Origin of the sequence: Parasphingorhabdus sp. (assembly GCF_036568145.1) — a bacterium.
Lineage (GTDB): Bacteria > Pseudomonadota > Alphaproteobacteria > Sphingomonadales > Sphingomonadaceae > Parasphingorhabdus.
On record NZ_DATCTC010000023.1, the window covers coordinates 35,733 to 58,362 of the forward strand.

Annotated in this window: 22 protein-coding genes; 17 read left to right on the top strand and 5 right to left on the bottom strand. The window is 52.6% G+C overall.

What is annotated here, in order from left to right; genetic code table 11:
- The first annotated feature begins 97 nt into the window (after positions 1 to 97).
- Both VIN76_RS08050 and VIN76_RS08055 read left to right on the top strand, forming a co-directional pair.
- A complete protein-coding gene (locus VIN76_RS08050; RefSeq protein WP_332041323.1) occupies positions 98 to 1,111 on the top strand; it encodes a D-glycerate dehydrogenase in 1,014 nt (337 codons plus the stop codon).
- Between the two features lie 43 nt (positions 1,112 to 1,154).
- Positions 1,155 to 2,459, top strand: a complete 1,305-nt coding sequence (locus tag VIN76_RS08055; RefSeq protein WP_332041476.1) for an ammonium transporter — start codon at positions 1,155 to 1,157, stop codon at positions 2,457 to 2,459.
- A 4-nt stretch (positions 2,460 to 2,463) separates the two neighbouring features.
- Here the strand turns inward: VIN76_RS08055 and VIN76_RS08060 are convergent, their stop codons facing one another.
- The 4 genes from VIN76_RS08060 to VIN76_RS08075 form a co-directional block, all read right to left on the bottom strand.
- Positions 2,464 to 2,793, bottom strand: a complete 330-nt coding sequence (locus tag VIN76_RS08060; protein WP_332041324.1) for a PilZ domain-containing protein — start codon at positions 2,791 to 2,793, stop codon at positions 2,464 to 2,466.
- Between the two features lie 94 nt (positions 2,794 to 2,887).
- Positions 2,888 to 4,291: an NAD(P)H-dependent flavin oxidoreductase gene (locus tag VIN76_RS08065; protein ID WP_332041325.1), complete on the bottom strand. Its 1,404-nt coding sequence runs from the start codon at positions 4,289 to 4,291 to the stop codon at positions 2,888 to 2,890.
- A 100-nt stretch (positions 4,292 to 4,391) separates the two neighbouring features.
- Positions 4,392 to 5,540 carry a glycosyltransferase family 4 protein gene (locus VIN76_RS08070; protein WP_332041326.1) on the bottom strand — a complete coding sequence of 383 codons (1,149 nt, stop codon included), beginning with the start codon at positions 5,538 to 5,540 and terminating at the stop codon, positions 4,392 to 4,394.
- 36 nt (positions 5,541 to 5,576) lie between these two features.
- Positions 5,577 to 6,437, bottom strand: coding sequence for an alpha/beta hydrolase (locus VIN76_RS08075; RefSeq protein WP_332041327.1), 861 nt, complete (start codon positions 6,435 to 6,437; stop codon positions 5,577 to 5,579).
- Between the two features lie 63 nt (positions 6,438 to 6,500).
- Here VIN76_RS08075 and VIN76_RS08080 point away from each other — a divergent pair, with 63 nt between their 5' ends.
- The 14 genes from VIN76_RS08080 to VIN76_RS08145 all read left to right on the top strand — a co-directional run bounded on the left by VIN76_RS08080 (position 6,501) and on the right by VIN76_RS08145 (position 20,302).
- Positions 6,501 to 7,901, top strand: coding sequence for a protein adenylyltransferase SelO family protein (locus tag VIN76_RS08080; protein ID WP_332041328.1), 1,401 nt, complete (start codon positions 6,501 to 6,503; stop codon positions 7,899 to 7,901).
- Between the two features lie 56 nt (positions 7,902 to 7,957).
- Positions 7,958 to 9,385, top strand: a complete 1,428-nt coding sequence (gene astD / locus VIN76_RS08085) for a succinylglutamate-semialdehyde dehydrogenase (RefSeq protein WP_332041329.1) — start codon at positions 7,958 to 7,960, stop codon at positions 9,383 to 9,385.
- A 118-nt stretch (positions 9,386 to 9,503) separates the two neighbouring features.
- Positions 9,504 to 10,307, top strand: a complete 804-nt coding sequence (cobA, locus tag VIN76_RS08090) for a uroporphyrinogen-III C-methyltransferase (RefSeq protein WP_332041330.1) — start codon at positions 9,504 to 9,506, stop codon at positions 10,305 to 10,307.
- Positions 10,304 to 10,600 (top strand): DUF2849 domain-containing protein, encoded by a 297-nt coding sequence (locus tag VIN76_RS08095; RefSeq protein WP_332041331.1) that lies wholly within the window; start codon positions 10,304 to 10,306, stop codon positions 10,598 to 10,600. The genes cobA and VIN76_RS08095 overlap by 4 nt, the downstream gene beginning before the upstream one ends.
- 15 nt (positions 10,601 to 10,615) lie before the next feature.
- Positions 10,616 to 12,250: a nitrite/sulfite reductase gene (locus VIN76_RS08100; RefSeq protein ID WP_332041332.1), complete on the top strand. Its 1,635-nt coding sequence runs from the start codon at positions 10,616 to 10,618 to the stop codon at positions 12,248 to 12,250.
- Positions 12,243 to 12,668: a DUF934 domain-containing protein gene (locus VIN76_RS08105; RefSeq protein WP_332041333.1), complete on the top strand. Its 426-nt coding sequence runs from the start codon at positions 12,243 to 12,245 to the stop codon at positions 12,666 to 12,668. Before VIN76_RS08100 ends, VIN76_RS08105 begins: the two co-directional genes overlap by 8 nt.
- Complete coding sequence (locus VIN76_RS08110; protein ID WP_332041334.1) at positions 12,661 to 13,446, top strand: phosphoadenylyl-sulfate reductase; 786 nt, start codon at positions 12,661 to 12,663, stop codon at positions 13,444 to 13,446. Before VIN76_RS08105 ends, VIN76_RS08110 begins: the two co-directional genes overlap by 8 nt.
- 340 nt (positions 13,447 to 13,786) lie before the next feature.
- Positions 13,787 to 14,512, top strand: coding sequence for a Crp/Fnr family transcriptional regulator (locus VIN76_RS08115; protein WP_332041335.1), 726 nt, complete (start codon positions 13,787 to 13,789; stop codon positions 14,510 to 14,512).
- A gap of 153 nt (positions 14,513 to 14,665) precedes the next feature.
- Positions 14,666 to 15,538: a hypothetical protein gene (locus VIN76_RS08120; protein WP_332041336.1), complete on the top strand. Its 873-nt coding sequence runs from the start codon at positions 14,666 to 14,668 to the stop codon at positions 15,536 to 15,538.
- Between the two features lie 24 nt (positions 15,539 to 15,562).
- Complete coding sequence (locus VIN76_RS08125) at positions 15,563 to 16,438, top strand: hypothetical protein (protein WP_332041337.1); 876 nt, start codon at positions 15,563 to 15,565, stop codon at positions 16,436 to 16,438.
- 62 nt (positions 16,439 to 16,500) lie between these two features.
- A complete protein-coding gene (locus tag VIN76_RS08130; RefSeq protein ID WP_332041338.1) occupies positions 16,501 to 17,556 on the top strand; it encodes a hypothetical protein in 1,056 nt (351 codons plus the stop codon).
- A gap of 143 nt (positions 17,557 to 17,699) precedes the next feature.
- Complete coding sequence (locus VIN76_RS08135; RefSeq protein WP_332041339.1) at positions 17,700 to 18,266, top strand: C39 family peptidase; 567 nt, start codon at positions 17,700 to 17,702, stop codon at positions 18,264 to 18,266.
- Positions 18,267 to 18,311: 45 nt separating this feature from the next.
- Positions 18,312 to 18,764, top strand: coding sequence for a hypothetical protein (locus VIN76_RS08140; RefSeq protein ID WP_332041340.1), 453 nt, complete (start codon positions 18,312 to 18,314; stop codon positions 18,762 to 18,764).
- Between the two features lie 56 nt (positions 18,765 to 18,820).
- Positions 18,821 to 20,302 (top strand): hypothetical protein, encoded by a 1,482-nt coding sequence (locus tag VIN76_RS08145; RefSeq protein ID WP_332041341.1) that lies wholly within the window; start codon positions 18,821 to 18,823, stop codon positions 20,300 to 20,302.
- 34 nt (positions 20,303 to 20,336) lie between these two features.
- On the opposite strand, the gene VIN76_RS08150 is transcribed toward VIN76_RS08145, so the two are convergent.
- Positions 20,337 to 21,836 carry a replicative DNA helicase gene (locus VIN76_RS08150; protein ID WP_332041342.1) on the bottom strand — a complete coding sequence of 500 codons (1,500 nt, stop codon included), beginning with the start codon at positions 21,834 to 21,836 and terminating at the stop codon, positions 20,337 to 20,339.
- A 226-nt stretch (positions 21,837 to 22,062) separates the two neighbouring features.
- Here VIN76_RS08150 and VIN76_RS08155 point away from each other — a divergent pair, with 226 nt between their 5' ends.
- Positions 22,063 to 22,545 (top strand): UPF0262 family protein, encoded by a 483-nt coding sequence (locus VIN76_RS08155; RefSeq protein ID WP_332041343.1) that lies wholly within the window; start codon positions 22,063 to 22,065, stop codon positions 22,543 to 22,545.
- The last annotated feature ends 85 nt before the right edge of the window (positions 22,546 to 22,630 follow it).

The following is a 22,630-nucleotide window of genomic DNA, read 5'->3' on the forward strand; positions in this document are numbered from 1 at the left end:
TTCAACGGCCCAATCAATAGCCATAAACTGAAAGTCGCGTATTCTTCAAGCTCCACCTGCTTGACCTGATGTAAAAATCAGGCATAGCAAACGACCTATGGCTGCAACATCTGAAACCGAAAATACTCGCCCCGCCAAACCACGGGTCATTGTTACGCGCGAACTGCCCGATTCCGTCCATGACAGGATGGGCGAACTGTTCGATGTCGTGCCCAACCTGACCGACCGGGCCTTTACCCGCGATGACCTTATCGCCGCCATGGCCGATTGCGATGTGCTGGTGCCCACGGTGACCGACCAGATTGACGCGGAAATGATTGCCGGTACACCGGAACGGCTGAAAATGCTCGCCAGCTTTGGTGCAGGTGTGGACCATATTGATCTGGCGGCGGCCCGCGCGCGCAAAATACTGGTCACCAACACGCCGGGCGTGTTTACCGAAGACACGGCCGATATGACCATGGCGCTCATCCTTTCCGTTCCGCGCCGCTTGGCCGAGGGAGAGAAATTGATGCGCTCCGGCAAATGGGAAGGCTGGAAACCCTCCGGCATGCTCGGCCATTGCATCGGCGGAAAAACGCTGGGCATTATCGGCATGGGCCGCATTGGCCAGGCCGTTGCGCGCCGGGCATCGGGTTTCGGATTGTCCATCGTCTATCACAACCGGCGGCAATTGCCGTCCACCGTCGAAGAGTCCCTGAACGTCAGCTATGTCGCTGAGCTGGATGAGCTGATCCGGACATGTGACATCATCACCATCCATTGCCCGCGCACACCGGAGACGCATGAGCTTATCAACGCAGAGCGGATCGCGATGATGAAACCCACGGCCTATTTCATCAACACGGCGCGAGGCGACCTGATTGACGAAAATGCGCTGATCGAGGCTTTACAGAATGGCAGGATCGGCGGCGCGGGGCTGGATGTTTACGCCCGTGAACCAGCGGTCGATAAGCGGTTACTGACGCTGAAAAATGTTGTGCTGCTCCCTCACATGGGAAGCGCCACTTTCGAGGGACGCGAAGCATCGGGGGAACGCGTCATCGCCAATATACGTGTATGGGCTGACGGCCACCGCCCACCGGATCAGGTATTGGAAGGCTGGGCCTAGGATTTAACAAAGACTATCGTTTCAGGGGGGACTGATGAAAGATATGGGCAAATGGCTTGCCGGTGGCTTGACTGCGATACTGGCGGCTGGTCCGGCGTCGGCACAGCCATATATCGACCCCGCACTGGATGTTGCCAACAGCGGTGACACTGCCTGGGTTATGACGGCAACTGCGCTTGTTCTCATGATGACCTTACCCGGCCTTGCCCTGTTTTACGGCGGACTTGTTCGCTCCAAAAACTTTCTGTCGGTCCTGATCCAGTGCATGGCAATTGCCGGTGTCGTCTCTGTCCTTTGGGTCATAGTTGGCTACACCCTTGCCTTTGGGCAGGTGACAGGCGGGATTTTGGGCAACGGGCTGAACTGGATGCTCGGCAATCTCGGTAATGTTCGGGAAGGCACAGCCATTCCGGAATCGGCCTTTGTCATGTTCCAGATGACATTCGCGGTCATCACCCCGGCGCTGATGATCGGTGCATGGGTGGAGCGCGCGCGGTTTGGCTGGGTCATAACCTTTTGCGCGCTCTGGCTTCTGGTGGTCTATGCACCGGTTACACACTGGATCTGGGGCGGCGGCTGGTTGGCGCAGCTCGGTGTGCTCGACTTTGCCGGCGGGATTGTCGTCCATACCACTGCCGGCGTATCGGCGCTGGTGGTCGCGATCATGATGGGCAAGCGCATTGGCTGGCCCGCTTCGCACATGCTGCCGCATAGCCCCGCTCTCACGGTGGCCGGTGCGGGTTTGCTCTGGGTCGGCTGGTTCGGATTTAATGGCGGGTCAGCATTGACCGCAACCGACAATGCTTCGGCAGCAATTATCAACACCCATGTCGCCGCTTCCATGGCTGCGCTGACATGGATATTGGTCGAGCGGATCAAAGTCGGAAAATCCACTGCGGTAGGCGTCGCAACGGGCGCGATAGCGGGGCTGGCGACCATTACACCATCGGCCGGTTTTGTTGGCCCGGGCGGAGCATTGATAATCGGCGCGGCGGCGGGTCTGGTCTGCTTCTTTGCTGTTGGCCTTGTCAAAAAAGGTTTCGAAATCGACGACAGCTTAGACGTTTTTGCAGTCCACGGCGTTGGCGGAATACTCGGCACGCTTATGCTCGCCCTGTTCATCAGCGAGGGCATGGGCGGCGTCGGCTATGCAGACAATATGACCTTTGGCAGCCAGTTTGTGGCCCAGTTTATCGGGGTCGCGGTAGTCGCTATCTGGTCAGCAGTTGCCACTGCAATCCTTGGCTTCGGGATCAGCGTCTTTGTGCCGATGCGGGTCAGCGAAGATGATGAACGCGACGGGCTGGACATTGCCAACCACGGCGAACGGGCCTGGGATCTTGATTAGGGAATTAGGCGGATATTGTCAGGGAGCGTAAAACTTCCGTGTCCAGCGCATCGACAAAGCGGCATCCTGCCTGCTTTGTTTTCTGCCATATCAGGGTCGCATTAACCGGCTCGTGCTCGTTAACGGTCACGACCACTTTTTCACCCTCTTTAAGGACAGCATCCACTTCAAACCGGCATCCGTATATCGAGATATCAAGCAAGGTTGCGGCGATTGACATATTGCCCTTGCGTTCAAGCGAGGCACATGAAATCGCAACCTTGTGTCGCGGCTCCGCACGCTGGCTCAATGATGCAGGTCCTACCTTGCGATAACGTGATGATTTCAACGCCATAGCCCCCTCCGATACCCACTGATTTACAAACACCTAACTGTAAACGAATGTAAATGAAAGAGGATATCAAAAGGTTAACGGCGCGAAAGCATAGTCATTCCCCGGTCAGGATGCGATCCACCAGCTGTTTCACTGTCGGCACAAAGCCGTTGGAATAGAACGGATCCTTACCAAAATTATAAGCACCATGACCGGCAAACATCAAATGTTCCTCCACCGGCGAACCATGCACAACTTCCTGCAAGGATTTCTGGATACAAAAGCTGCGCGGGTCGGCAAGGCGTCCGGTGCTGAAATTATCATGGTCCTTCCACGATGAAAAACCGCAATGCGACAGGCAACCCATGCAATCCGCCTGATCCTTGCGGATCATCTTGGCTTCTTCTGGCGTCGTGAAAATCAGCGTGTTGTCCGGGGTCTTGAGCGCCATGGTAAAACCTAGCCCATCCCATCCGCGCGCGCGGAGCAGGTCGTTGCGTGTTACCCAGAAATTCTTGCCCTTCACCCCGACATCCAGTTGATGGGTATGCTCACCCGCCTTCTCGGTCGAATAAGGAATCTGGCGCTCCGAACGTGCTTCCAGACTGCGTAGAAATTCATTGCGAACCGCAGAGGAATAAAAACCGGTGGGCGAGAATTTGTGCAGCAGCACATCGCCTTCCTTGATTTTAATCAGTTCGTTCTTCCAAGTATCCGGGATCGGGCTTTCCTGGGTCAACAATGGCCGCGTGCCGAATTGAAAGGCAATCTGGCCGAGTTCGTCATTATCGATCCAGTCTTGCCAGTCTTTCAGAGCCCAGACACCGCCTGCCATAATGATTGGCACGCTGTCTGCTATGCCTTCCCCACGCATGGTGTCACGTAAGGCTTTTACACGTGGATAGGGATCCTCGGGTTTGCGGGGGTCTTCGGCATTGCTGAGGCCATTATGCCCGCCAGCCAGCCACGGATCTTCATAAACCACTGCCGCCATAAGGTCGGGCACTTTGTTATAGGACCGCTTCCACAACGCACGAAAGGCGCGCGCGGAGCTAATGATCGGCAGATAACTGACGCCGTAATGCTGGGCAATTTCCGACAGCTTATAGGGCATGCCCGCGCCGCAGGTTACACCGGCCACCATGCCTTTGGTCTGTTCAAGCACGCCTTCCAAGACACGCTGCGCGCCGCCCATTTCCCACAAGACGTTGATATTGATCGCGCCTTTGCCATCGGAAATCTCGAACGCACGTTTAACCTGCGTAACCGCACCATCAATAGCATATTGGACAAGCTCTTCATGGCGCTCACCGCGAGTTTTTCCATGATAGATTTGCGGAATAACATTCCCATCCTTGTCGTAGCTGTCCGCATTGACCGCAGAAACAGTGCCGATACCGCCAGCGGCAGCCCACGCACCGGAACTCGCATGATTGGTCGCAGCGACCCCTTTACCACCCTCAATCAACGGCCAAACTTCACGACCGTTATACTGAATAGGCTTAACCCCTTTGAACACTATATTCTCCTATAAGCATCGTGCGGGCCTTATAGACACCGCGCGGCAAAATTGTGCGAAAAAATCAGTACATACCGAAACTATTTTTGTCCGTAAAAACCTAAGCAAGTTTTGGTTGCTCCAACGTACGGCCAAGCGCATAGCCATATAATAAAGCATAACGTGCTAACATCTTGCTTTCATTATATTCTGCCCGTGCTTTCATCCGGTTCTGTGCGCCAATATCCTGACGTAACTGCTCGTCCTGAACCAGCGTGGCGAGCGCTTCGGCAAAAGCAATTTCGTCATCAGCAGGCCTTATGAACGCTTCGTTCGCCCGACATACCATAGATTTGACATCGCCGACATCCGTTGCTGCTACTGGCAGCCCGGCAGCCATGGCCTCAATCAGGGAAATCGGGAATTGTTCGCTATCGGAAGAAAGCGCAAATATATCAAACAAACCGGCATAACGGGCAGGATCAGACAGAAATCCGGGCATTAGCAACTGGTCAGTTATACCGCACCGCTGCGCTTCGGCCAGAATTGCCTCTTTTTCAGGCCCCTCACCCACAATGACTAACCGGACATTATCACCAGATGCGGCACAGACTCTCACCAATCGCGGCAGGTTTTTGATCGAACGCAAACCAGCCATGGTTCCGACCACAACCTCTCCATTGGCCTTTTTCAAACCCGGCAGCGTCCCGCGTTGTGGTTTTTTGTCAAACCGTTTCACGTCAATACCATTAGGGATGCGATGCACTTTGCTATCCGGCTGGTTCCACACCGACTTGGCAATATTTTCCAATTGCAGAGACGGAACCACCAGCGCCTGACTTCCCCCCAGCGCGAATTTGCGGAACCAGTTACGTTTCCAGTTCAGCTTCGTGCTTTCGTCTTCATTAAAACCGTCTTCATGGTGGATCAACGGCGGCAATCCCGCGACACGGGAAAACAGGGTCCGTGCCATTACCCCGTCCATCGCCCCCCAATTATAGGACAGGATCAGGTCAAAATCGCTGAAGTAAGTGACCAGCTCACGATAGCGTCCTGGTGACGGTTTTCCGGAAAGCGAAGGCGCATTTTCGGGAAAGCGCACTTTTATCTTGCTATCAATCGCCTCGCGTGCAGACAATTGGTCCGGCTCTGCAGACAATATTGTATGTTCCATTTGCTCGCCGAAATAGTTCATCAACTGAACTGCACGCGCTTCTTTGCCGCCAAGATTGAACGTGCTGTGCAAATGCAAGATTCTGGAAGGTTTCATCTGATTTGTCGGCTATCGCTAAAAGTCGGAAAAAGATCAATCGACCCGTTGGAGGAATGCGGCAATCGCGTCAAGCGAACTAGGCTCTTCCAAACTAGGCGCATGGCCAACTTGCGGAACGGTAACGAGCTCTGCCTTGTTCAGTTTGCCCAGCATTTTGTGTGCCGTCGCCTCGCTGAACAAATCGGACAAATCGCCACGCAAGATCAAGGTCGGCACATCCTGTAACGAGCCCAAGGCCCGCCAAAGTGCAACATTGTCGCCGCCCTTATCATCAAACGGCTCCGATATCTTCATATCATAATCCAGTTTGATCCGGCCGGAACTGTTCATCCTGTACAGCTTTTTGGCATAAGCGATCCAGTCTTTCAGCTTATAGTCCGGAAATATCTCTTTGTTGATTTCGGCCAGATCACGGGCGGCGTGCGCCCATGTGTCGAAGCTGCGCCCCTGCCCCAGATATTCGGCAATCCTGTCCAGGCCCCGCTGATCGACATCAGGGCCGATATCATTAATCATGGCACCGGCAACCCGCTCGGGATGCATAGACGCGATCAACATCGTAATAATCCCGCCCAGCGACGTTCCGAAAAATATCGCTTTCGGCACGTTAAGCTCGTCCATCATGCTGATAATATCGGCGACATAGGTTTTTACGTTATAGCTGGAACTGTCTCTCGCATATTCGCTTTCGCCCCGCCCGCGCAGGTTCACCATGATGATACGCCGCGCGCCGCTCAGCCAATCACCCAGATGAGCGAAGTCGCGGACATTGCGGGTCAGGCCGGGTATGCAAATAACCGGTGTCTTTGCGTCATCGCCCGGATAATCCCGGCAATGCAATTCCAGGCCGTCTTCGGAAGTCCAATAGCGGTCTTCATAATCTGATTGGATCATAAATCTTTTAATTCCCTATGCTTCCGTCTTGCCGAGCGGCCTATTCATCCCCACTATTGATTAATGCCGTATAAACCGCAAGCTGAACCCACAAAAGCGACATATCGTCCTGATGTAAAAATAACGCAATTGGGGGAGAAAATCGGCGACCCGGTGAAAGCCGCAGAATTCCCCCGCCATGTGATACGTTATCGCAATGACCGCTGGGCCCAGACAGTTGGCCTTTCGGAACTGAGCGACGAAGAATGGGTCAATCATTTTGGCCGTTTTCATCCCCTCCCCGATAATCTGGATCCGCCCTTGGCGCTGCGCTATCACGGCCATCAATTCCGCAATTACAATCCCGATATTGGCGACGGGCGCGGCTTTCTGTTTGCCCAGATGCGCGATCATGAAGATCGGCTAATGGACCTTGCCACCAAAGGGTCTGGCACTACGCCGTGGAGCCGAAGAGGAGATGGCAAACTGACCCTGAAGGGCGGCGTTCGGGAGATATTGGCCACCGAAATGCTGGAAGCGCTGGGCGTCGAAACGTCGAAAACCTTTTCATTGGTGGAAACCGGTGAAGAGCTTTACCGCGGTGACGAGCCCTCCCCCACACGCTCGGCGGTAATGACCCGGCTGAGCCACAGCCATATCCGTTTCGGGACATTCCAGAGGATAGCGGCAGAGCAGAATAACGAATTAATGCATGCTCTGGTCGATTATTGCCTCACCCATTTTTATGGCGGAGCGAAAACGGACAATCCGGCCGCGGAATTGTTCCAATATGTTACCGCGAAAGCCGCCCGTCTCGCCGCCAGCTATATGACGGCTGGATTTGTCCACGGCGTTCTCAACACCGACAATATCAATATTACCGGCGAGAGTTTCGATTATGGCCCATGGCGCTTCACTCCCTATTGGGAACCGGGCTTCACCGCCGCCTATTTCGATCATGAAGGGCTTTATTGCTTTGCCCGACAACCCGAAGCACTGCATTGGAATCTCGCCCAACTGGCAAGCGCCCTCACGCTGATCTGCGAGAGCGCTCCACTGGTTGCAACACTGGATAAATTCCCCCGTCTATATGGCGAAGCCTTTACCGAGCATGTTTGCTGGCGACTGGGTGTTGAAAGCGAAGGCTTTGATAAAGACAAACCTCTTGTGGTCGCGGCGGAAAAGGCATTGGGTCTGAAAACAGTAACCATTGACCGGTTTTTCCTCGATTGGGGCCAGGATAGCGTTCCCGAAGCCAAGGAATATTCATCCGAAGAGTTTGCGCTTTTCCGTCAGGAAATGGCCAATCGGAAACGTGCCCGGCCTACAAGCCATGACTATTGGCAATCGGACAATCCGTGCTCAATGCACATCGAGGAAGTCGAGGCGATCTGGGACGCCATTGCACAGAATGATGATTGGCAGCCCTTAATGCAAAAAATCGAGGTTATCCGGGAGATGGGTAAAGCACTGAGGTCTTTGTAACAACTCACATTATCTGTATATGGCAACTGGATTCTTAAGCGAGCAAAAGTATCGGAATGACCTTGACTGAACTCACATCAACCGAACCTGCCACCGGCGAGATTTTGTGGACTGGTGAAGCCGGCGATGCCGATGCTGCTGTAGCGAATGCAAGGACAGCATGGCCCAAATGGGCCGCGCTTCCGGTTACCCAGCGGATCGAGGCTGTGCGCAAATATGCCAATCGTGTTCGCGCCCATTCTGAAGAACTGGCAGAGCTGATTTCCCGCGAAACCGGCAAACCCCTTTGGGAATCGCGCACCGAGGTGGATTCCGTCATTAACAAGGTGGATATTTCGGTCACTGCCTTTGCTGAGCGGACACCGCAGCGCAAGCTGTCCAGCCCTGACAATATGCGTGCGGCGCTTCGGCACAAACCCCATGGGGTTCTTGCTGTGCTTGGTCCGTATAATTTCCCTGCGCATCTACCCAACGGCCATATTGTTCCAGCCTTGATCGCCGGTAATACAATTGTTTTCAAACCATCGGAAAAAACCCCTGCCGTCGGCCAGTTTATGTTTGAGATGTTTGAAAAAGCGGGCCTGCCAAAGGGCGTTGTCAATATATTGCAAGGCGGGCCGGATGCCGGGAAAAAACTGGCCTCCAGCGAAGATATTAACGGTCTTTTGTTCACTGGATCAGCGCAAACCGGCGTCGCCCTTAACCGGCAATTTGCCAGCCGCCCGGACAAGATACTGGCGCTGGAAATGGGTGGTAATAATCCGATCATTGTCTGGGACACCGATGATATTCACAGCGCCGCCGTGCTTGTTGTGCAATCCGCGTTCCTGACCGCGGGGCAGCGCTGCTCGGCGGCGAGCCGGATGATCGTCAAGGACGGGCTATATGACCGCGTGGTCAAGGAAGTGAAACGCATCGCGGACCGCCTGATTATTGACGGCCCGTTCAGTAATCCCGCCCCGTTCATGGGGCCGGTTATCGACAACCACACTGCTGATGGACTGACCGAAAGCTTCCTGGCGCTGATGAGCCATGGTGGCCGCCCGATAAAGCATATGGCGCGGCCTATTGACGACCGTCCGTTCCTGACACCCGGAATCATTGACGTAACCAGTATGGCGGAACGCCCGGATATTGAGCTGTTTGGCCCGATATTGCAGGTCATGCGCGTCAATGATTTTGAAGAGGCAATCGCGGAGGCCAATAATACGCGATATGGATTGTCTGCCGCATTAATTGGCGGAAGCGCAGCGCAATTTGACCTATTCTGGTCCCATAGCCGCGCGGGCATCGTCAACTGGAATAAAATGACGGTGGGCGCATCTTCCGAAGCCCCGTTTGGCGGCATCGGATTGTCCGGAAACCATCGGCCAAGCGCTTATTATGCGGCGGATTACTGCGCCTATCCTGTCGTATCCATGGAAGCAAATCAGGCCAAGGCAACGATCGGCATCGGCCTGAAAGACGAAGAAAACGGCAATTGATACCAAGGCAGCAGCAAGGCCGGATCGGTTTTATGTGATTGTCTGCAATAGTATAACTTAGCCTGCTAAAAAAACTTCTGTTTTGAAAAGAACTGCATATCGCGGCATATCAGTTCCCATGACACAATATAAACAGCCATCACAGCGCCCGCTGACCGGTAACGGCACAGTCTATCTTGTCGGCGCCGGCCCCGGTGACCCCGAGCTGTTGACGCTGCGCGCTGCCCGCCTGTTATCCGAAGCGGATGTCATCGTTCATGATGGTCTGGTCAGCGAAGATATATTGGCCATGGCTCCCGCAGCGACAAAGCGGATATCGGTCGCCAAACAGCGGTCACGCCACAGTATGCCGCAAGATGCGATAAATGCGCTGCTGATTGCCGAGGCACAAAAAGGCCACAAGGTTGTTCGTCTTAAGGGCGGCGACCCCTTCATTTTCGGGCGTGGCGGAGAAGAGGCCAGCGACTGTATCAAAGCAGGCATCCGGGTTGAGGTCGTCCCCGGTATCAGTGCAGCCCTTGGATGTGCCGCACAGGCAAGAATCCCCCTCACCCACCGCGATGCATCGAGTGCGGTTTCGTTCGTGGCAGGACAATGCAAGGGTCTATCCGACCAGAACTGGTCCGGATTGGTTGGCAAGGGGCGAACTCTGGTAATCTATATGGGCGTCGCCAATGCTGAATCCATTACCGAAAAACTGATCGCGGACGGCGCATCGCCGGATATTCCGGTGGCGGTGCTGGAAAACGGCACACGCGGCAATTTCCGTGCGCTGCGGACGCTTCTCACCGATCTTGGCGATCTGGTGCGGCGTGAAAAAGTCAAAAGCCCTGCCCTCCTGGTGGTCGGCGAAGTCGCATCCTATGGCGATGCGGAAGACAGATTTGTTGAATATGCCCAAATGGCAGGAGTAGAATTTTGAATATACTGACCGGAAATGATCTTAAAACAGGCGATGTTATCTGGTGGACCGGAAGCGATTGGTCCCGCCATGTCGAAGATGCCGTCGATGTCGGTGATAATTATGAAGCCATCTTGCATAAAGAAGAAGCCGCGAGCCGCGTCAATTCGCCTTATGCGATTAGCGCCGAAGCGACCGAAGACGGCCCCCGCCCTGCCCATATCAAGGACCGCGTTCGCGCACTGGGCCCCACGGTCAGACCGGACTTAACATTAAAGCCAGCCGATCCTGATGCCGGGAACTGGGTAATATAACTGGGTAATAAAACAATGTATCAATATGACAAATATGACCAGGCAATGGTCAACGCGCGGGTCGAAGAGTTTCGCGATCAGGCAAATCGCCGGATTGCGGGCGAATTGACCGAGGACCAGTTTAAACCTCTACGGCTGAAAAACGGGCTCTACCTGCAATTGCACGCCTATATGCTGCGCGTCGCCATCCCTTATGGCACGCTCAATTCACGGCAAACACGGATGCTCGCATCTATCGCACGGAAATATGACCGCGGATATGGCCATTTCACTACGCGCCAGAACATCCAGTATAACTGGATCAAGCTGGAACAGGCGGCAGATATTCTAGCTGAACTGGCGACTGTCGAAATGCACGCGATCCAGACAAGCGGCGAAAGCATCCGTAACGTTTCCGCAGATCAATATGCCGGTGCGGCCGCAGATGAAATTATTGATCCGCGTCCCTATGCGGAACTGATCCGGCAGGCGACCAGCTTCCATCCGGAATTCAGCTATATGCCCCGCAAATTCAAGATTGCGGTTATCGCCAGCGATGAAGACCGTGCCGCGATGCGGTCGCACGACCTTGGTTTCAAACTCATCCGCAATGAAAAGGGCGAGCTGGGCTTTGAAGTCTATGTCGGCGGCGGCATGGGCCGGACGCCGTTTATCTCTCCGCTGATCCGCGATTTCCTGCCCGTTGACCATATGTTCAGCTATACCGAAGCGGTTCTGCGTGTTTGGAACCGCTGGGCGCGGCGCGACAATATCCACAAACAGCGCGTTAAAATCCTCGTCCATGAATGGGGCGCCGAAAAATTTGCAGAGCGAGTGGAAGCCGAATGGCAGGAAATTCTGCCCAATGCTTCGGACATTCCGCACAAGGAACTGGAACGGATCGCCGCTTATTTTGCACCTCCCGCTTTTGACGAGAACGCTACGGATGAGATTGATCTCAGCGATCCCGATTTCAAAATCTGGGTGGAACAGAATATCAAACAGCATAAACAGCCAGGCTATGCCATTGTGAATATCAGCCTGAAGCCGGCCCAGGGTATTCCGGGTGATGCGTCGGCTGATCAGATTGACCTGCTTGCTGATCTGGCTGAGCAATATAGTTTCGATGAATTGCGTGTGACCCATGCACAGAATATCGTGTTTCCGCATGTCAAGAAATCTGATCTCTATGCGCTTTGGCAAAAGCTAGATGCGGCTGGTCTTGCTCCGGCCAATATTGACCTCATCAGCGATATTATTGCTTGCCCCGGACTGGATTATTGCAGCCTTGCCAACGCGCGCTCCATTCCGGTCGCACAAAAAATTGCAGAGCGGTTTTCCGATCCGGAAGGCCAGCGCGATCTGGGCGAGTTGAAGCTGAAAATCTCCGGCTGTATCAACGCTTGCGGTCATCACCATGTCGGTCATATCGGGATATTGGGCGTCGATCGCAAAGGCACAGAAAACTACCAGTTGCTGCTTGGCGGTTCGGGAGCGGAAGATGCCAGCCTGGCCAAAATAACCGGTCCCGGTTTCGATGAAAACGGTATCGTCGATGCCGTGGAAACGACAATTACCAAATACCGTGAATTACGCGAAGACGGGGAACGCTTTCTCGACACCTATCGCCGTGTCGGAATGGCTCCGTTCAAGGAGGCTCTTTATGACTGATATTTTGCGATACCGGGATGATGATGCACCGATGGAACCCGTTGTTACCATCTCTTCCTTTTCCGAACAGAACAATTCCAGCGCCGTTCTGATCGAGGCTGGGGATGATGCCCGTGACCTGCTGCCATATCTGGACCGGTTACAGCTGGTGGTGATTGACTTCCCCCGCTTTCGCGATGGTCGTGGATACAGCTCCGCACGGATTTTGCGTGAGGCCGGTTATACGGGCGAAATCCGCGCTGTCGGTGATGTTCTGGTTGACCAGATTTGGCACATGCGCCGCTGCGGCTTTGACAGCTTTGCGCCCAATAGCCCGCTTGACCCGAAAGTCGTCGAGGAATCGCTGAGCCGCTACGAATATGTCTATCAATCGGCGGCTGATGACGCGGTTCCAATCTGGAAATTACGTCATGAGTGAACCCGCTCGCCAAATAGATGTCATTGATGCCCGCCCCGCTTTCACGCAGGCCGATGCCGATGCGTTGAATGCGCGGTTTGAGGGTGTCCATGCATCTGCAATGCTGAAAGCCCTGTTCGACGAAGATAATCTGGGCGAAGTCGCTGTCGTGTCCTCTTTCGGAACGGAAAGCGCTGTCCTGCTGCATCTGGTTGCCGGGGCTGATCCGTCAATTCCGGTAACATTTGTCGACACGCTGAAAATGTTCCCCGAAACGCTAGCCTATCGCGAAACGCTGATCCGCACGCTGGGTCTGCAAAATACCGATGTTGTGCAACCCGATCCGGCCGTTCTCGCAAAAAAGGACGAGAATGGCCTGCGCTGGTCATTTGATCCCGATGGTTGCTGTGAAATCCGCAAGGTAGAGCCTTTGGCACGCGCCAAATCCAGCTTGAATAGCTGGATTTCCGGACGCAAGTCTTTTCAGTCTGTCACCCGCCAGAACCTGCCCCGCTTTGAAGTCGAAGATGGCCGGTTGAAAATCAATCCGCTTGGCGACTGGATCAAGGAAGATCTTGAAGCCTATTTCGAAGAGCATGACCTGCCCCGGCACCCGCTGGAGGCCGAAGGCTATTTGTCTGTTGGCTGCGCGCCCTGCACATCCAAGGTCAAGCCCGGCGAAGATCCGCGCGCGGGCCGCTGGCGTGGATGGGACAAGACCGAATGCGGTATTCACGAAGAAGTGACACCGCTTCCGAATGCAGGCGGTGATAACAGCACGAACGATCCAATTTTCTGATCCCCTGCGCGGCCCTTGAAGCAAGGCCGTTATAGGAACCGATATTCCGATATTGTTCTCTAAGCTATGAAGCGCCCCATTAGGCATGAGTCGCCTACCGAAGCCTTGCTTAAAAATCGAGCGAACTTCCTGCAATATATGGCCAACACGGCCCTGTATTGACAAACTATAGTTAATAACTTACTTCTTTATGCAAGAGTCTACATCTAACGCACTACATCGGAAGCACGTGTCTACATAAGAAGCCGGGTAACGGCTCTTCAGATGTACTATTGAATATCTTGGGTCGCGATGAGTCAGACAGCCTGTGAGAAACAGTTGGCTGAACTTGGAGGCGAACATGAAACATTCTGTAGCATCGCACCGGCAATTGTCTTTTGACGAGGAAAGTATCTTTCACCCGTCAACCGCTCTGTCCCAAAAATTAAAAGCCTATATCCACAATGAAGGAGTAGCATCCACCCGGTGCCGCGGTGAATATCTGTTCCATCAAGGGGATCACGTCGGCAATATATATTATATTGATGAGGGCTGCGTTGCCATTCTTAATCATTGCAAGAATGACCACCGTCAAATATTCGACTTTTTATTCAGTAATTCCATCATTTTAGATGCAGGTGGTATTACCTGGAAGGCTAATCATTCAGCGCAGTGCATGTCCGAAGTTAATATGCACATATTATCTTCCGAGAGCTTTCGTCGCATTCTTATGGCAGAGCCGCAGCTATATTCTGCTGTCGCAGAAATTATGAGCAATAGTGTTGCGCGTGCATATCGGGGGCTTGGTAATATCATGTGTCGCCAGGGCCCTGCCCGGGTCGCTTATATTCTGCTTTCCGTCCATTCAGCAAAAAATCAGGATCTGATGGACTTTCCAAAAACGACTCCATCCGACAATCGCATCAAAATACGGCAGGTTGATCTAGCGGCTGCGATTGGCGTTACACCGGTTTATTTCAACCAGATTCTAAAAAAAATGAAAGCGGATGGGCTGATTAACTTAATCAAAGGTGAGATTGAGATTTGTGATATTAAATCAATTAAAGAGACCGCCTTAATGCACTAATAAAATTATAATTTTCATATTTTTTACGAATCTATACTTATTTTAATATTTTTTTAATGTCCTAATAGAATCCTAATATTGTAAAAACCCGTATTTCGTTCATCTTACATACAGCCTTTATTCAGGGGCAAAACAGAGAGATGGAGAAAAATCATGACTCACAAATTACTCGCCGGAGCGGCGACAATCGCGCTGGGCATTTCCGCACCAGCCATGGCTGATGTAACGGTCACAGGTGAAATTGATCTCACCAAGACCATTGATGTCTTGGAAACAATAGACGTGGACACAGATGTTCAATTGGACGTTGATGTCAATTTGGACGCAGAAAAATTTGCCGAATCCACAGCTATCGCGAACCAGAGCAATTTCGATAACGAAGCTTGCACTAACTGCGCGGAAAAAGAAGACATCATCCGTGGTTCCGCGACCGACAATCAAGGTATCGTCTCGCTGAACCAGGCGGGTGGTAATCTTAATAATCAGGGCACTCTGATTAGCGTTGCGGTTGATGCAGTCAACGATGATCCGGGTGTTCCCGGAAATAGCGGCTTTGCAGAATCACTTGCTGCCGCGGATCAACGTAATGGTACCCCCGACGCCCTGGCAGGTGAAGGCGGTAACTATTCGGATGGCGGAAATCTTGTTGAAACAGTCAATGTACTGTTCCGCAGTGCCGATATTCGTAATTCGTTTAACACGAATACCGGTCTTGTTTACGGCAATCAGGCCACCGGCAACATGGGTAACCAGGTCAATATATTATCACTGGCATTTGCGCTTGATGACAATGGAGTGGCCATTTCCGAAGCAGACCTTGGTCAGGTGAACGCAAATAATGTCGTTCAGGAATCAAGCTCCGCCGAGGACCCCTTTGGTGTTTATAAAGTCGCCAATGTGAACGGCTCGCTCAACGGGAATACCGGTATTGTCGGTGTAAATCAGTCCGTAGGCAACATGTCAAACCAGGCAAATATCGTTTCGATTGCCGCCGTCGGTTCTGACCTGCCAACATTCTCTAACTAAATCATGTCCAAGGAGGACAAAGAAATGACTCATACAGTAAAAATTTCAGCCCTGGCACTGATCCTGTCGGCTGGCCTTGCTACGCCTGCAATGGCGGATGTTCAAGTAGTCGGAACCGTTGATGTCAACAAAGACATTGTAATTGATGTAAACACATTGAAGGACAAGAATGTCAATGTAGACGTCACTTTTGACGCTGAGCTTGATGGTTCCGCGCAATCCGACGCTGTGGTCAATGCGACGATCGATAATGTTGAGATCGGACCAATTGAAGAGGACGTCACAGACGAAGACATCGACAAACAAGCCCTAACAAATGACTCGGTCAACGAAAATACCGGTATCGTGCAGTTCAACCAAGATGCCGGTCAAACGACCAATCAGGGCAACGTAGTCTCTGCCGCAGTGGTTTTCTCTGGGGAGGAAGATAGCCAGGTCGTAATGTCCGAAGCTTATGCCGACCAGAGAATAAGCGACAGCAGTGCTACTCATCAGGAAGGCTTTGATAACCTTGAGGGTCTAGTTGACGAGCAGGGCAATGTCACTTTGGACGGTGATTTTGACTTTGATCTGACAGCAAGAATTGCCAATTCCTATAACGGGAATACCGGTATAGTTCAGGGTAATCAGAATGTTGGCAATGCAAATAACCAACATAATATCCTGTCAGTAGCTGTTGGTGACAACGCACTAGTCGCCTTGTCAGATGCAGGACTTGGTCAAGAAAATAGCGGTAATACGCTGCTTGATGTCAACACACTGAAAACGTCTATCGTGGCTAATTCCATGAATGGCAACACCGGTGTGACCAATGTCAATCAAGCATCCGGTGCCTTTAACAACCAGGCAACGGTTATTTCGGTTGCTGCTCTCAGCAGCGCAGTTGGCCTTGGCCAATAAGGTGTAGCTTAATGGGAAAGCGGTTACCGATGTAGCCGCTTTCCCAAATGGCGATAAAAAAAATGATAAAACACACACATACTTCCTTCATCGGATTCTTCGCATTTGCGCTGATATTGCAAACGCCCCCTGCAAATGCGCAAAGCAACGACTCCGATGAGGGCCTTGAGAATGCGCAGCCCGATGCGCAGACTTCTGGATCAGGTAACGAAAATACCGGCATATTTCAGCTCAACCAATCCGCTGCCGATTTAACGCAGCAGGATAATATTTTTGCTGCCTCTGTAGTTACGAATGATGGCGCCGCTCTTTCAGATGCAACATCGTCACAGCGCGCCTCAAACAACAGCCCCAGCACAAATGCAAATACGAGTACCCTGTTGGCCGATGTAGCAAATGACGCTACCGGCATCGTTGCAATAAATCAGTCGTCGGCCACGGGTTCCGCGCAGGCGAATATCGCATCAATTGCGCTCACCAAAGGAACAGGCGGACTTGCAGCAGCATCCGCAACGGGGTCGGCCGTAATCGGTCAAAGCAACCCGGGCGTATTCGATGGCGGCCTTGCCACCAGCACAATTGCCAATATTGGCAATGATTCCAGCGGAATATACGCTATAAACCAGGTTTCTGGAAATGGCGGGACGCAAGAAAATATCATAGCCATTGCGGCCGCTTCAAACGGCGTTGCTCTTGCCGATGTGACTGGATCAGGTTTGAATGGTTCGGACAACGACAACGATAGTCTAGGGCAAAACGGGCAATTTCCGGCCAACGCTGGCGCGGTATCACTCACCGACAGTTTCAATAATATGAGCGGTCTGGTGCAGCTCAATCAAGCAAGCGGCGGCAATAATCTTCAATCCAATCTAATTGCCATTGCGTTCGGAAATTATGCCGACACGCACGCAATTTCCGATGCCGGCCTTGGCACAGTTCATCCCACAACATCCTCTTCGGGCAATGATGGCGGTGATGGAAATCACGGTAGCACCCTTCTCGCCGGATCATTTGACGGCTTTACCGGTGTCGCTCAGGTTTCACAGGTCTCCGGCCATCAAAATCAGGTCGCAAATACTATGACCGTTACGATGACTCATATTCCAGGGGGCGGATGATGAAGCGGCTATTATCAAGACATTCTGTGATGATAGGGTCTTCATTCGCGGCCTTCTGTCTATGTGCAGGGTCGGCGGCATATGCTCAATCGCTCCCTATACCGCTGGCTGATTCCGGACAGATCAGGGTTAAGGTAAAATCATTGGCGGATCTGCGTTTTCGCAACATGACCCGCCAGTCACAGGATCTAAGTTGCGGCGCAGCAGCTGTCGCCACCTTGCTCACGCATGCTTACGGCATGCCCAGGGAAGAGAACGAAATTATCAACGCCATTTTCAGTGGTGTTCCCGAAGAAGCACAGCAGAAAATAGCCGCGCAAGGCTTTTCGCTTCTTGAACTGAAACGCTATCTTGAATCCCAAGGGTTTGTCGCCGGTGGTTTCGAAATGAAATCGGTTGATAAGCTCACCAATCTGAAGGTGCCGGTAATCGCGCTGGTCAATGTGCGGGGCTATAATCACTTTGTCGTTATCAAGCGGGTGCTGAATGGGCGTGTATTAATCGCCGACCCCGCTTTTGGTAATACACGACCGACGATGGAGGCATTTGCCGGCCAATGGAACGGGATCATTCTGGCAGTCGTCAAACAGGGGCTGGCCCCCCGGCCGGTTTTTATGGAGGATCCGACGATACTCGCCCGGCCATCGGACCTTCGATCCATCAGCGTAGCTCTTGGGGCAAGGGAAATTAAATTACCTGGCGAATTTTAAGCAACAGCAAATACGGCAATTTTCATTATCGAGCGGAGACGGACCATGACCATTCAAAAATATCAAACACTGGCTAAAATCAGTTTATGCGGCCTGCTATTGGTCGCGGCTAGCGATGCCGATGCGAACATCGATACACTTGCGGCGCAAAGTTTCGCCGGAGCGACAGATGATCTGCGCGCTATGTCGGATACGGAACTCGGAGATACGCGAGGGGGCTATGGCAGCATATTGTTCAGCCTCAGCGGCTATGGTGATATTTCCGGCTTTAATGGCGACCTGCCCGACGGTGTGAATGTCAATTCGCAATCGCCTGATCTGGTCAGCTTGGATGTTGGCCTGGCAAGTCTGCCGAATACCGGCGGATTCGTTCAGTTTGCATCGATTGTGGGCAATAATAACATCATAAACAATAACCTGACGCTTAACGTCTTTATTATGGACGGCGGCGTGGCAGATACCAGCGGTATCGCAGATGGATCTGCGCTGGGATTTTAATGATATGTAGCAAGCTCACAGAATTTTCAATCATCATCATAGCGGGAGTGTGAACGATGGCGAAAGTTACCAATAAACGGGATATGGATGCATCAGCCGATGTGAACGATCAGATTAACAGAGTATATATTGTCGTGGCAATCGGAGCATTGGCATGTTCGGTACTACCGATTCAACCGGCAATAGCAAAAAGTGCAAAGGCCGACACGCAGATACTGGAAGATAGCGACGAGCCTTCTTCCAAAAGTAAATCAAGGACCAAAGGGGCTCAAAATGTCCAATTGGAATATAGATTGGACGAATTGGAAGCGCGGCTTGATGCGCAGGCCGCGCAACTGGATAACCAGCAGCGCATAATAGACCAACAAGCGCAGATCATCGCAGAGCAGGCACGCGGATTGCAAAATCAGAAGCTCGAAACGAATAGGCTGCGGGTCGCACTTGCTGGGCAGGGGAAATGGGATGCAATCGACCGGACCCTCCCGCAGTCTGGCCGGTTTCAAACTGTGCAATTGTCTCCGCAGCCGCAACTGCAACAGGAGCAAACCACTCAAAGCGCCCCTGCCCAGCCGGTGCCGTCAGAGAATAATTCTCAAACGCCAGGACAAACGGACAGCGAAGACCGTCCGCAATCGGACAAGGCCGTCGATCAGCTTTTGCTAGATCAAGGCGGTGTTTTATTGCCTCCTGGTAAATTACAAATAGAACCAAGCATTGATTATACCTCTATTTCCAGTGACCGGGTCAATATTAGCGGTTTTTCAATTTTCAACGCTATTGTTATCGGGTCCATCCGGGTTGATGATGTGAACCGGGATATAATCACCGGGGCATTAACTGCCCGTTACGGCCTAGCTCGCAGGATGCAGGTCGATGTGCGCGTTCCCTATGTTTATCGCAACGATACCGAGACAACCGGGATCGGCACTGGCGACGCAACCGAAAGACGGATTACCGGTAACGGCTTAGGTGATGTGGGCTTGACACTGTCTTGGCAGCCTTTCGCTGCTCAGGGCTGGCGCCCGGCAACCATATTCCGGGTTCAGGCAGAATTCCCCACAGGCAAAAGCGCGTTCGAGATTGAACGTATTGCGCCGGAAGAAAATAGCCCAGAACGTATCTTAACAGCCGCGCCAACCGGGTCCGGCTTTTACACTGTGTCGCCAGGCGTAACATTTGTCTGGCCAGTTGACCCGGTTGTCCTATTTGCGGGCGGCAGTTACAGCTATACCTTCAAACGCCGCTTTGCCGAATTTGGACTTATTGAACCAGGTCACGGATTTGAATTTTTTACAGGTCTGAACATGTCAATCAACGAACGGGTATCAATGAACTTCTCGTTCCTCGACAAGCAACGTTTTGCAACAAGGTCCAACGGCGTAAAAATACCCGGTTCAGGAACGCATGACGCACGATTGTCACTGGGGGCATCTATTGGCCTGACTGATACAACGTCGCTGGTATTTTCGGCAGCAAACGGGTTGACCGACGAATCCCCCGACTTCACATTTTCTGTCCGCTTGCCGATCGTCTTCTGATGAAACATAAGATCGTGCAGGCAGTGCAGCGCGCTTAATATTCCTCTGGGCCATCACCATAGGCGAGATCACCAAATTTGGTGAATTCGCTAAGGAAGCTGAGCTGGATATTGCCTGTGGAACCCTGACGGTTTTTCGCGACGATAACCGTTGCTTTGCCAACCTTGCTTTGATGCTCGGTTTCCCAGGCCAGATATTTGGCCTTCTGTTCCTCGGTTGAATGTTCATCCGGATCGTCCGGTTTGACGGCAAGGTGATAATATTCGTCGCGATAGATGAACATCACGATATCCGCGTCCTGCTCGATCGAACCGGATTCACGCAAATCCGAAAGCTGCGGGCGCTTGTCTTCGCGGCTTTCCACCTGACGGCTAAGCTGCGAGAGCGCGATCACGGGGCAATTCAGCTCTTTGGCAAGGGTTTTCAGGCCCCGGCTAATCTCCGAAATCTCGTTCACCCGGTTATCATTGGCGCGGCCGGAGCCTTGCAGAAGCTGAAGATAATCGACCACGATCAGGTTGATACCGCTGCGCCGCTGTAAACGCCTTGCACGGGTTCGCAGGGCCGCGATAGTCAGCGCAGGCGTGTCGTCTATAAAGAGCGGCAAGTCCTGTAGCTCACGCGATGCCATCGCCAGACGGTGCATTTCATCCCGGCTGATGGCGCCCATGCGGAGTTTTTCTGAGCTTATTTCCGCCTGCTCGGACAAAATCCTGGTCGCCAACTGATCGGCGGACATTTCCAGACTGAAAAACGCGGTTTTCGCTCCAAGCGAATCCTCCGGCTCAAGCCCGTCCAGCATATCACGGCGAAAACGGTTCGCAGCGTTGAACGCAATATTGGTCGCGAGCGAGGTTTTACCCATGCCGGGGCGTCCCGCCAATATCAGCAAATCCGACTTGTGCAGACCGCCCATTTTGGCGTTGAGATCTGTCAGGCCGGTTGTGATCCCTGACACTTTACCGCCGCTGTTAAAGGCACGTTCGACATTCTGGAGCGCTTCGGTTGCGGCGGAAACGAAAGATTTGACGCCGCCTTCCTGCGCTTCTCCTTCGGACACCCGGTAAAGAGCCGATTCCGCTTCCTCGATCTGCGTCTTTGGATCAACCGCCTCGCTGGTATCCAGCGCGCTATCAACCAGGGTCCGTCCCACACTGACCAATTCGCGCAGCAGTGCCAGATCATAAATCTGGTTGGCAAAATCGCGCGCACCGATCAACCCTGCCCCGTCGCCGGTCAGCTTGGCCAGATAAGATGGCCCGCCCAGCGCCTTCATCGCTTCATCCGCCTCGAAATAAGGCTTTAGCGTGACGGGTGTGACAACCATATTGCGGTCGAGCAATTTCAACGCTTGCTCATAAATACGGCCGTGCAGCGGTTCATAGAAATGTTCGGGGCGCAATTTTATCTGCACGTCCTCGGCCACGCGGTTATCGATCAACAATGCGCCCAGAAAGGTGGCCTCTGCCTCAACATTGCGCGGCAGGCGCTGGTTTTCTTCTTCGACTGCATCAAAACGAACTAATTGGGCCATGCCCTTATCATCGGCGCAGAAGCGATTCAGAGCAAGCCTGTTCCCCTAAAATATTGAAACAAATGTGGACAATGGCGGGGACAGATCTGTGGATAAGATCCGTGGAAAACTGGGGGGATAAATGCGGGGATAAACCGGGGGATAAATGTTACAGGTGGATGTTTTGTTTCCCGCTGCACTGCAAAACAGCTTGTCCTTATGCCGGTGCTGCGGCAACAGAACAAAAATGTCTGATCCGCGCATCATAAATGTTGAACTCGACGAAGCGACAATATTGTGGCGCAATGCCGATATTGAGCAGGAACGGCGTATTGCGATCTTTGATTTAATCGAGGAAAATTACTTTAAGCCGCTACGAAAGCATGAAGATGGCTATGCCGGGCCGTATCAGTTGCGTCTGAGCGTTCAGGAAGGGCGCCTGGTGATCTCCATTGCCCGCGAAGATGGCACTCCGCTGGAAACTTTGATCCTTGCGCTTGGCCGGTTTCGCCGCCCTATCCGTGATTATTTCGCGATTTGCGACAGCTATTATCAAGCCATTCGCAAGGCCTCGGCACAGGAAATCGAAACCATCGACATGGCCCGGCGCGGGGTTCACGATCATGGTGCAGAGCTGCTGGTCGAGCGTCTGGAAGGTAAAATCGAAGTTGATTTCAAAACCGCCCGTCGCCTCTTCACTTTGATCTGTGTATTACATATCAAGAGCTAATCGATTCTTGCCGGTGGGGGCCGGTAATATGGCTATCCGGCCAATCTATTAGTGAATATTATTTTAGTTGAGTATTGTTTCAGGG

Bases quoted from the DNA above. Each gene is read 5' to 3' on its own strand.
- VIN76_RS08050 (WP_332041323.1), top strand. From the start codon at position 98: ATGGCTGCAACATCTGAAACCGAAAATACTCGCCCCGCCAAACCACGG.
- VIN76_RS08055 (WP_332041476.1), top strand. From the start codon at position 1,155: ATGGGCAAATGGCTTGCCGGTGGCTTGACTGCGATACTGGCGGCTGGT.
- VIN76_RS08060 (WP_332041324.1), bottom strand. From the start codon at position 2,793: ATGGCGTTGAAATCATCACGTTATCGCAAGGTAGGACCTGCATCATTG.
- VIN76_RS08070 (WP_332041326.1), bottom strand. From the start codon at position 5,540: ATGAAACCTTCCAGAATCTTGCATTTGCACAGCACGTTCAATCTTGGC.
- VIN76_RS08075 (WP_332041327.1), bottom strand. From the start codon at position 6,437: ATGATCCAATCAGATTATGAAGACCGCTATTGGACTTCCGAAGACGGC.
- VIN76_RS08080 (WP_332041328.1), top strand. From the start codon at position 6,501: ATGCCGTATAAACCGCAAGCTGAACCCACAAAAGCGACATATCGTCCT.
- astD (WP_332041329.1), top strand. From the start codon at position 7,958: ATGACCTTGACTGAACTCACATCAACCGAACCTGCCACCGGCGAGATT.
- cobA (WP_332041330.1), top strand. From the start codon at position 9,504: ATGACACAATATAAACAGCCATCACAGCGCCCGCTGACCGGTAACGGC.
- VIN76_RS08100 (WP_332041332.1), top strand. From the start codon at position 10,616: ATGTATCAATATGACAAATATGACCAGGCAATGGTCAACGCGCGGGTC.
- VIN76_RS08105 (WP_332041333.1), top strand. From the start codon at position 12,243: ATGACTGATATTTTGCGATACCGGGATGATGATGCACCGATGGAACCC.
- VIN76_RS08110 (WP_332041334.1), top strand. From the start codon at position 12,661: ATGAGTGAACCCGCTCGCCAAATAGATGTCATTGATGCCCGCCCCGCT.
- VIN76_RS08115 (WP_332041335.1), top strand. From the start codon at position 13,787: ATGAAACATTCTGTAGCATCGCACCGGCAATTGTCTTTTGACGAGGAA.
- VIN76_RS08120 (WP_332041336.1), top strand. From the start codon at position 14,666: ATGACTCACAAATTACTCGCCGGAGCGGCGACAATCGCGCTGGGCATT.
- VIN76_RS08125 (WP_332041337.1), top strand. From the start codon at position 15,563: ATGACTCATACAGTAAAAATTTCAGCCCTGGCACTGATCCTGTCGGCT.
- VIN76_RS08130 (WP_332041338.1), top strand. From the start codon at position 16,501: ATGATAAAACACACACATACTTCCTTCATCGGATTCTTCGCATTTGCG.
- VIN76_RS08140 (WP_332041340.1), top strand. From the start codon at position 18,312: ATGACCATTCAAAAATATCAAACACTGGCTAAAATCAGTTTATGCGGC.
- VIN76_RS08145 (WP_332041341.1), top strand. From the start codon at position 18,821: ATGGCGAAAGTTACCAATAAACGGGATATGGATGCATCAGCCGATGTG.
- VIN76_RS08150 (WP_332041342.1), bottom strand. From the start codon at position 21,836: ATGGCCCAATTAGTTCGTTTTGATGCAGTCGAAGAAGAAAACCAGCGC.
- VIN76_RS08155 (WP_332041343.1), top strand. From the start codon at position 22,063: ATGTCTGATCCGCGCATCATAAATGTTGAACTCGACGAAGCGACAATA.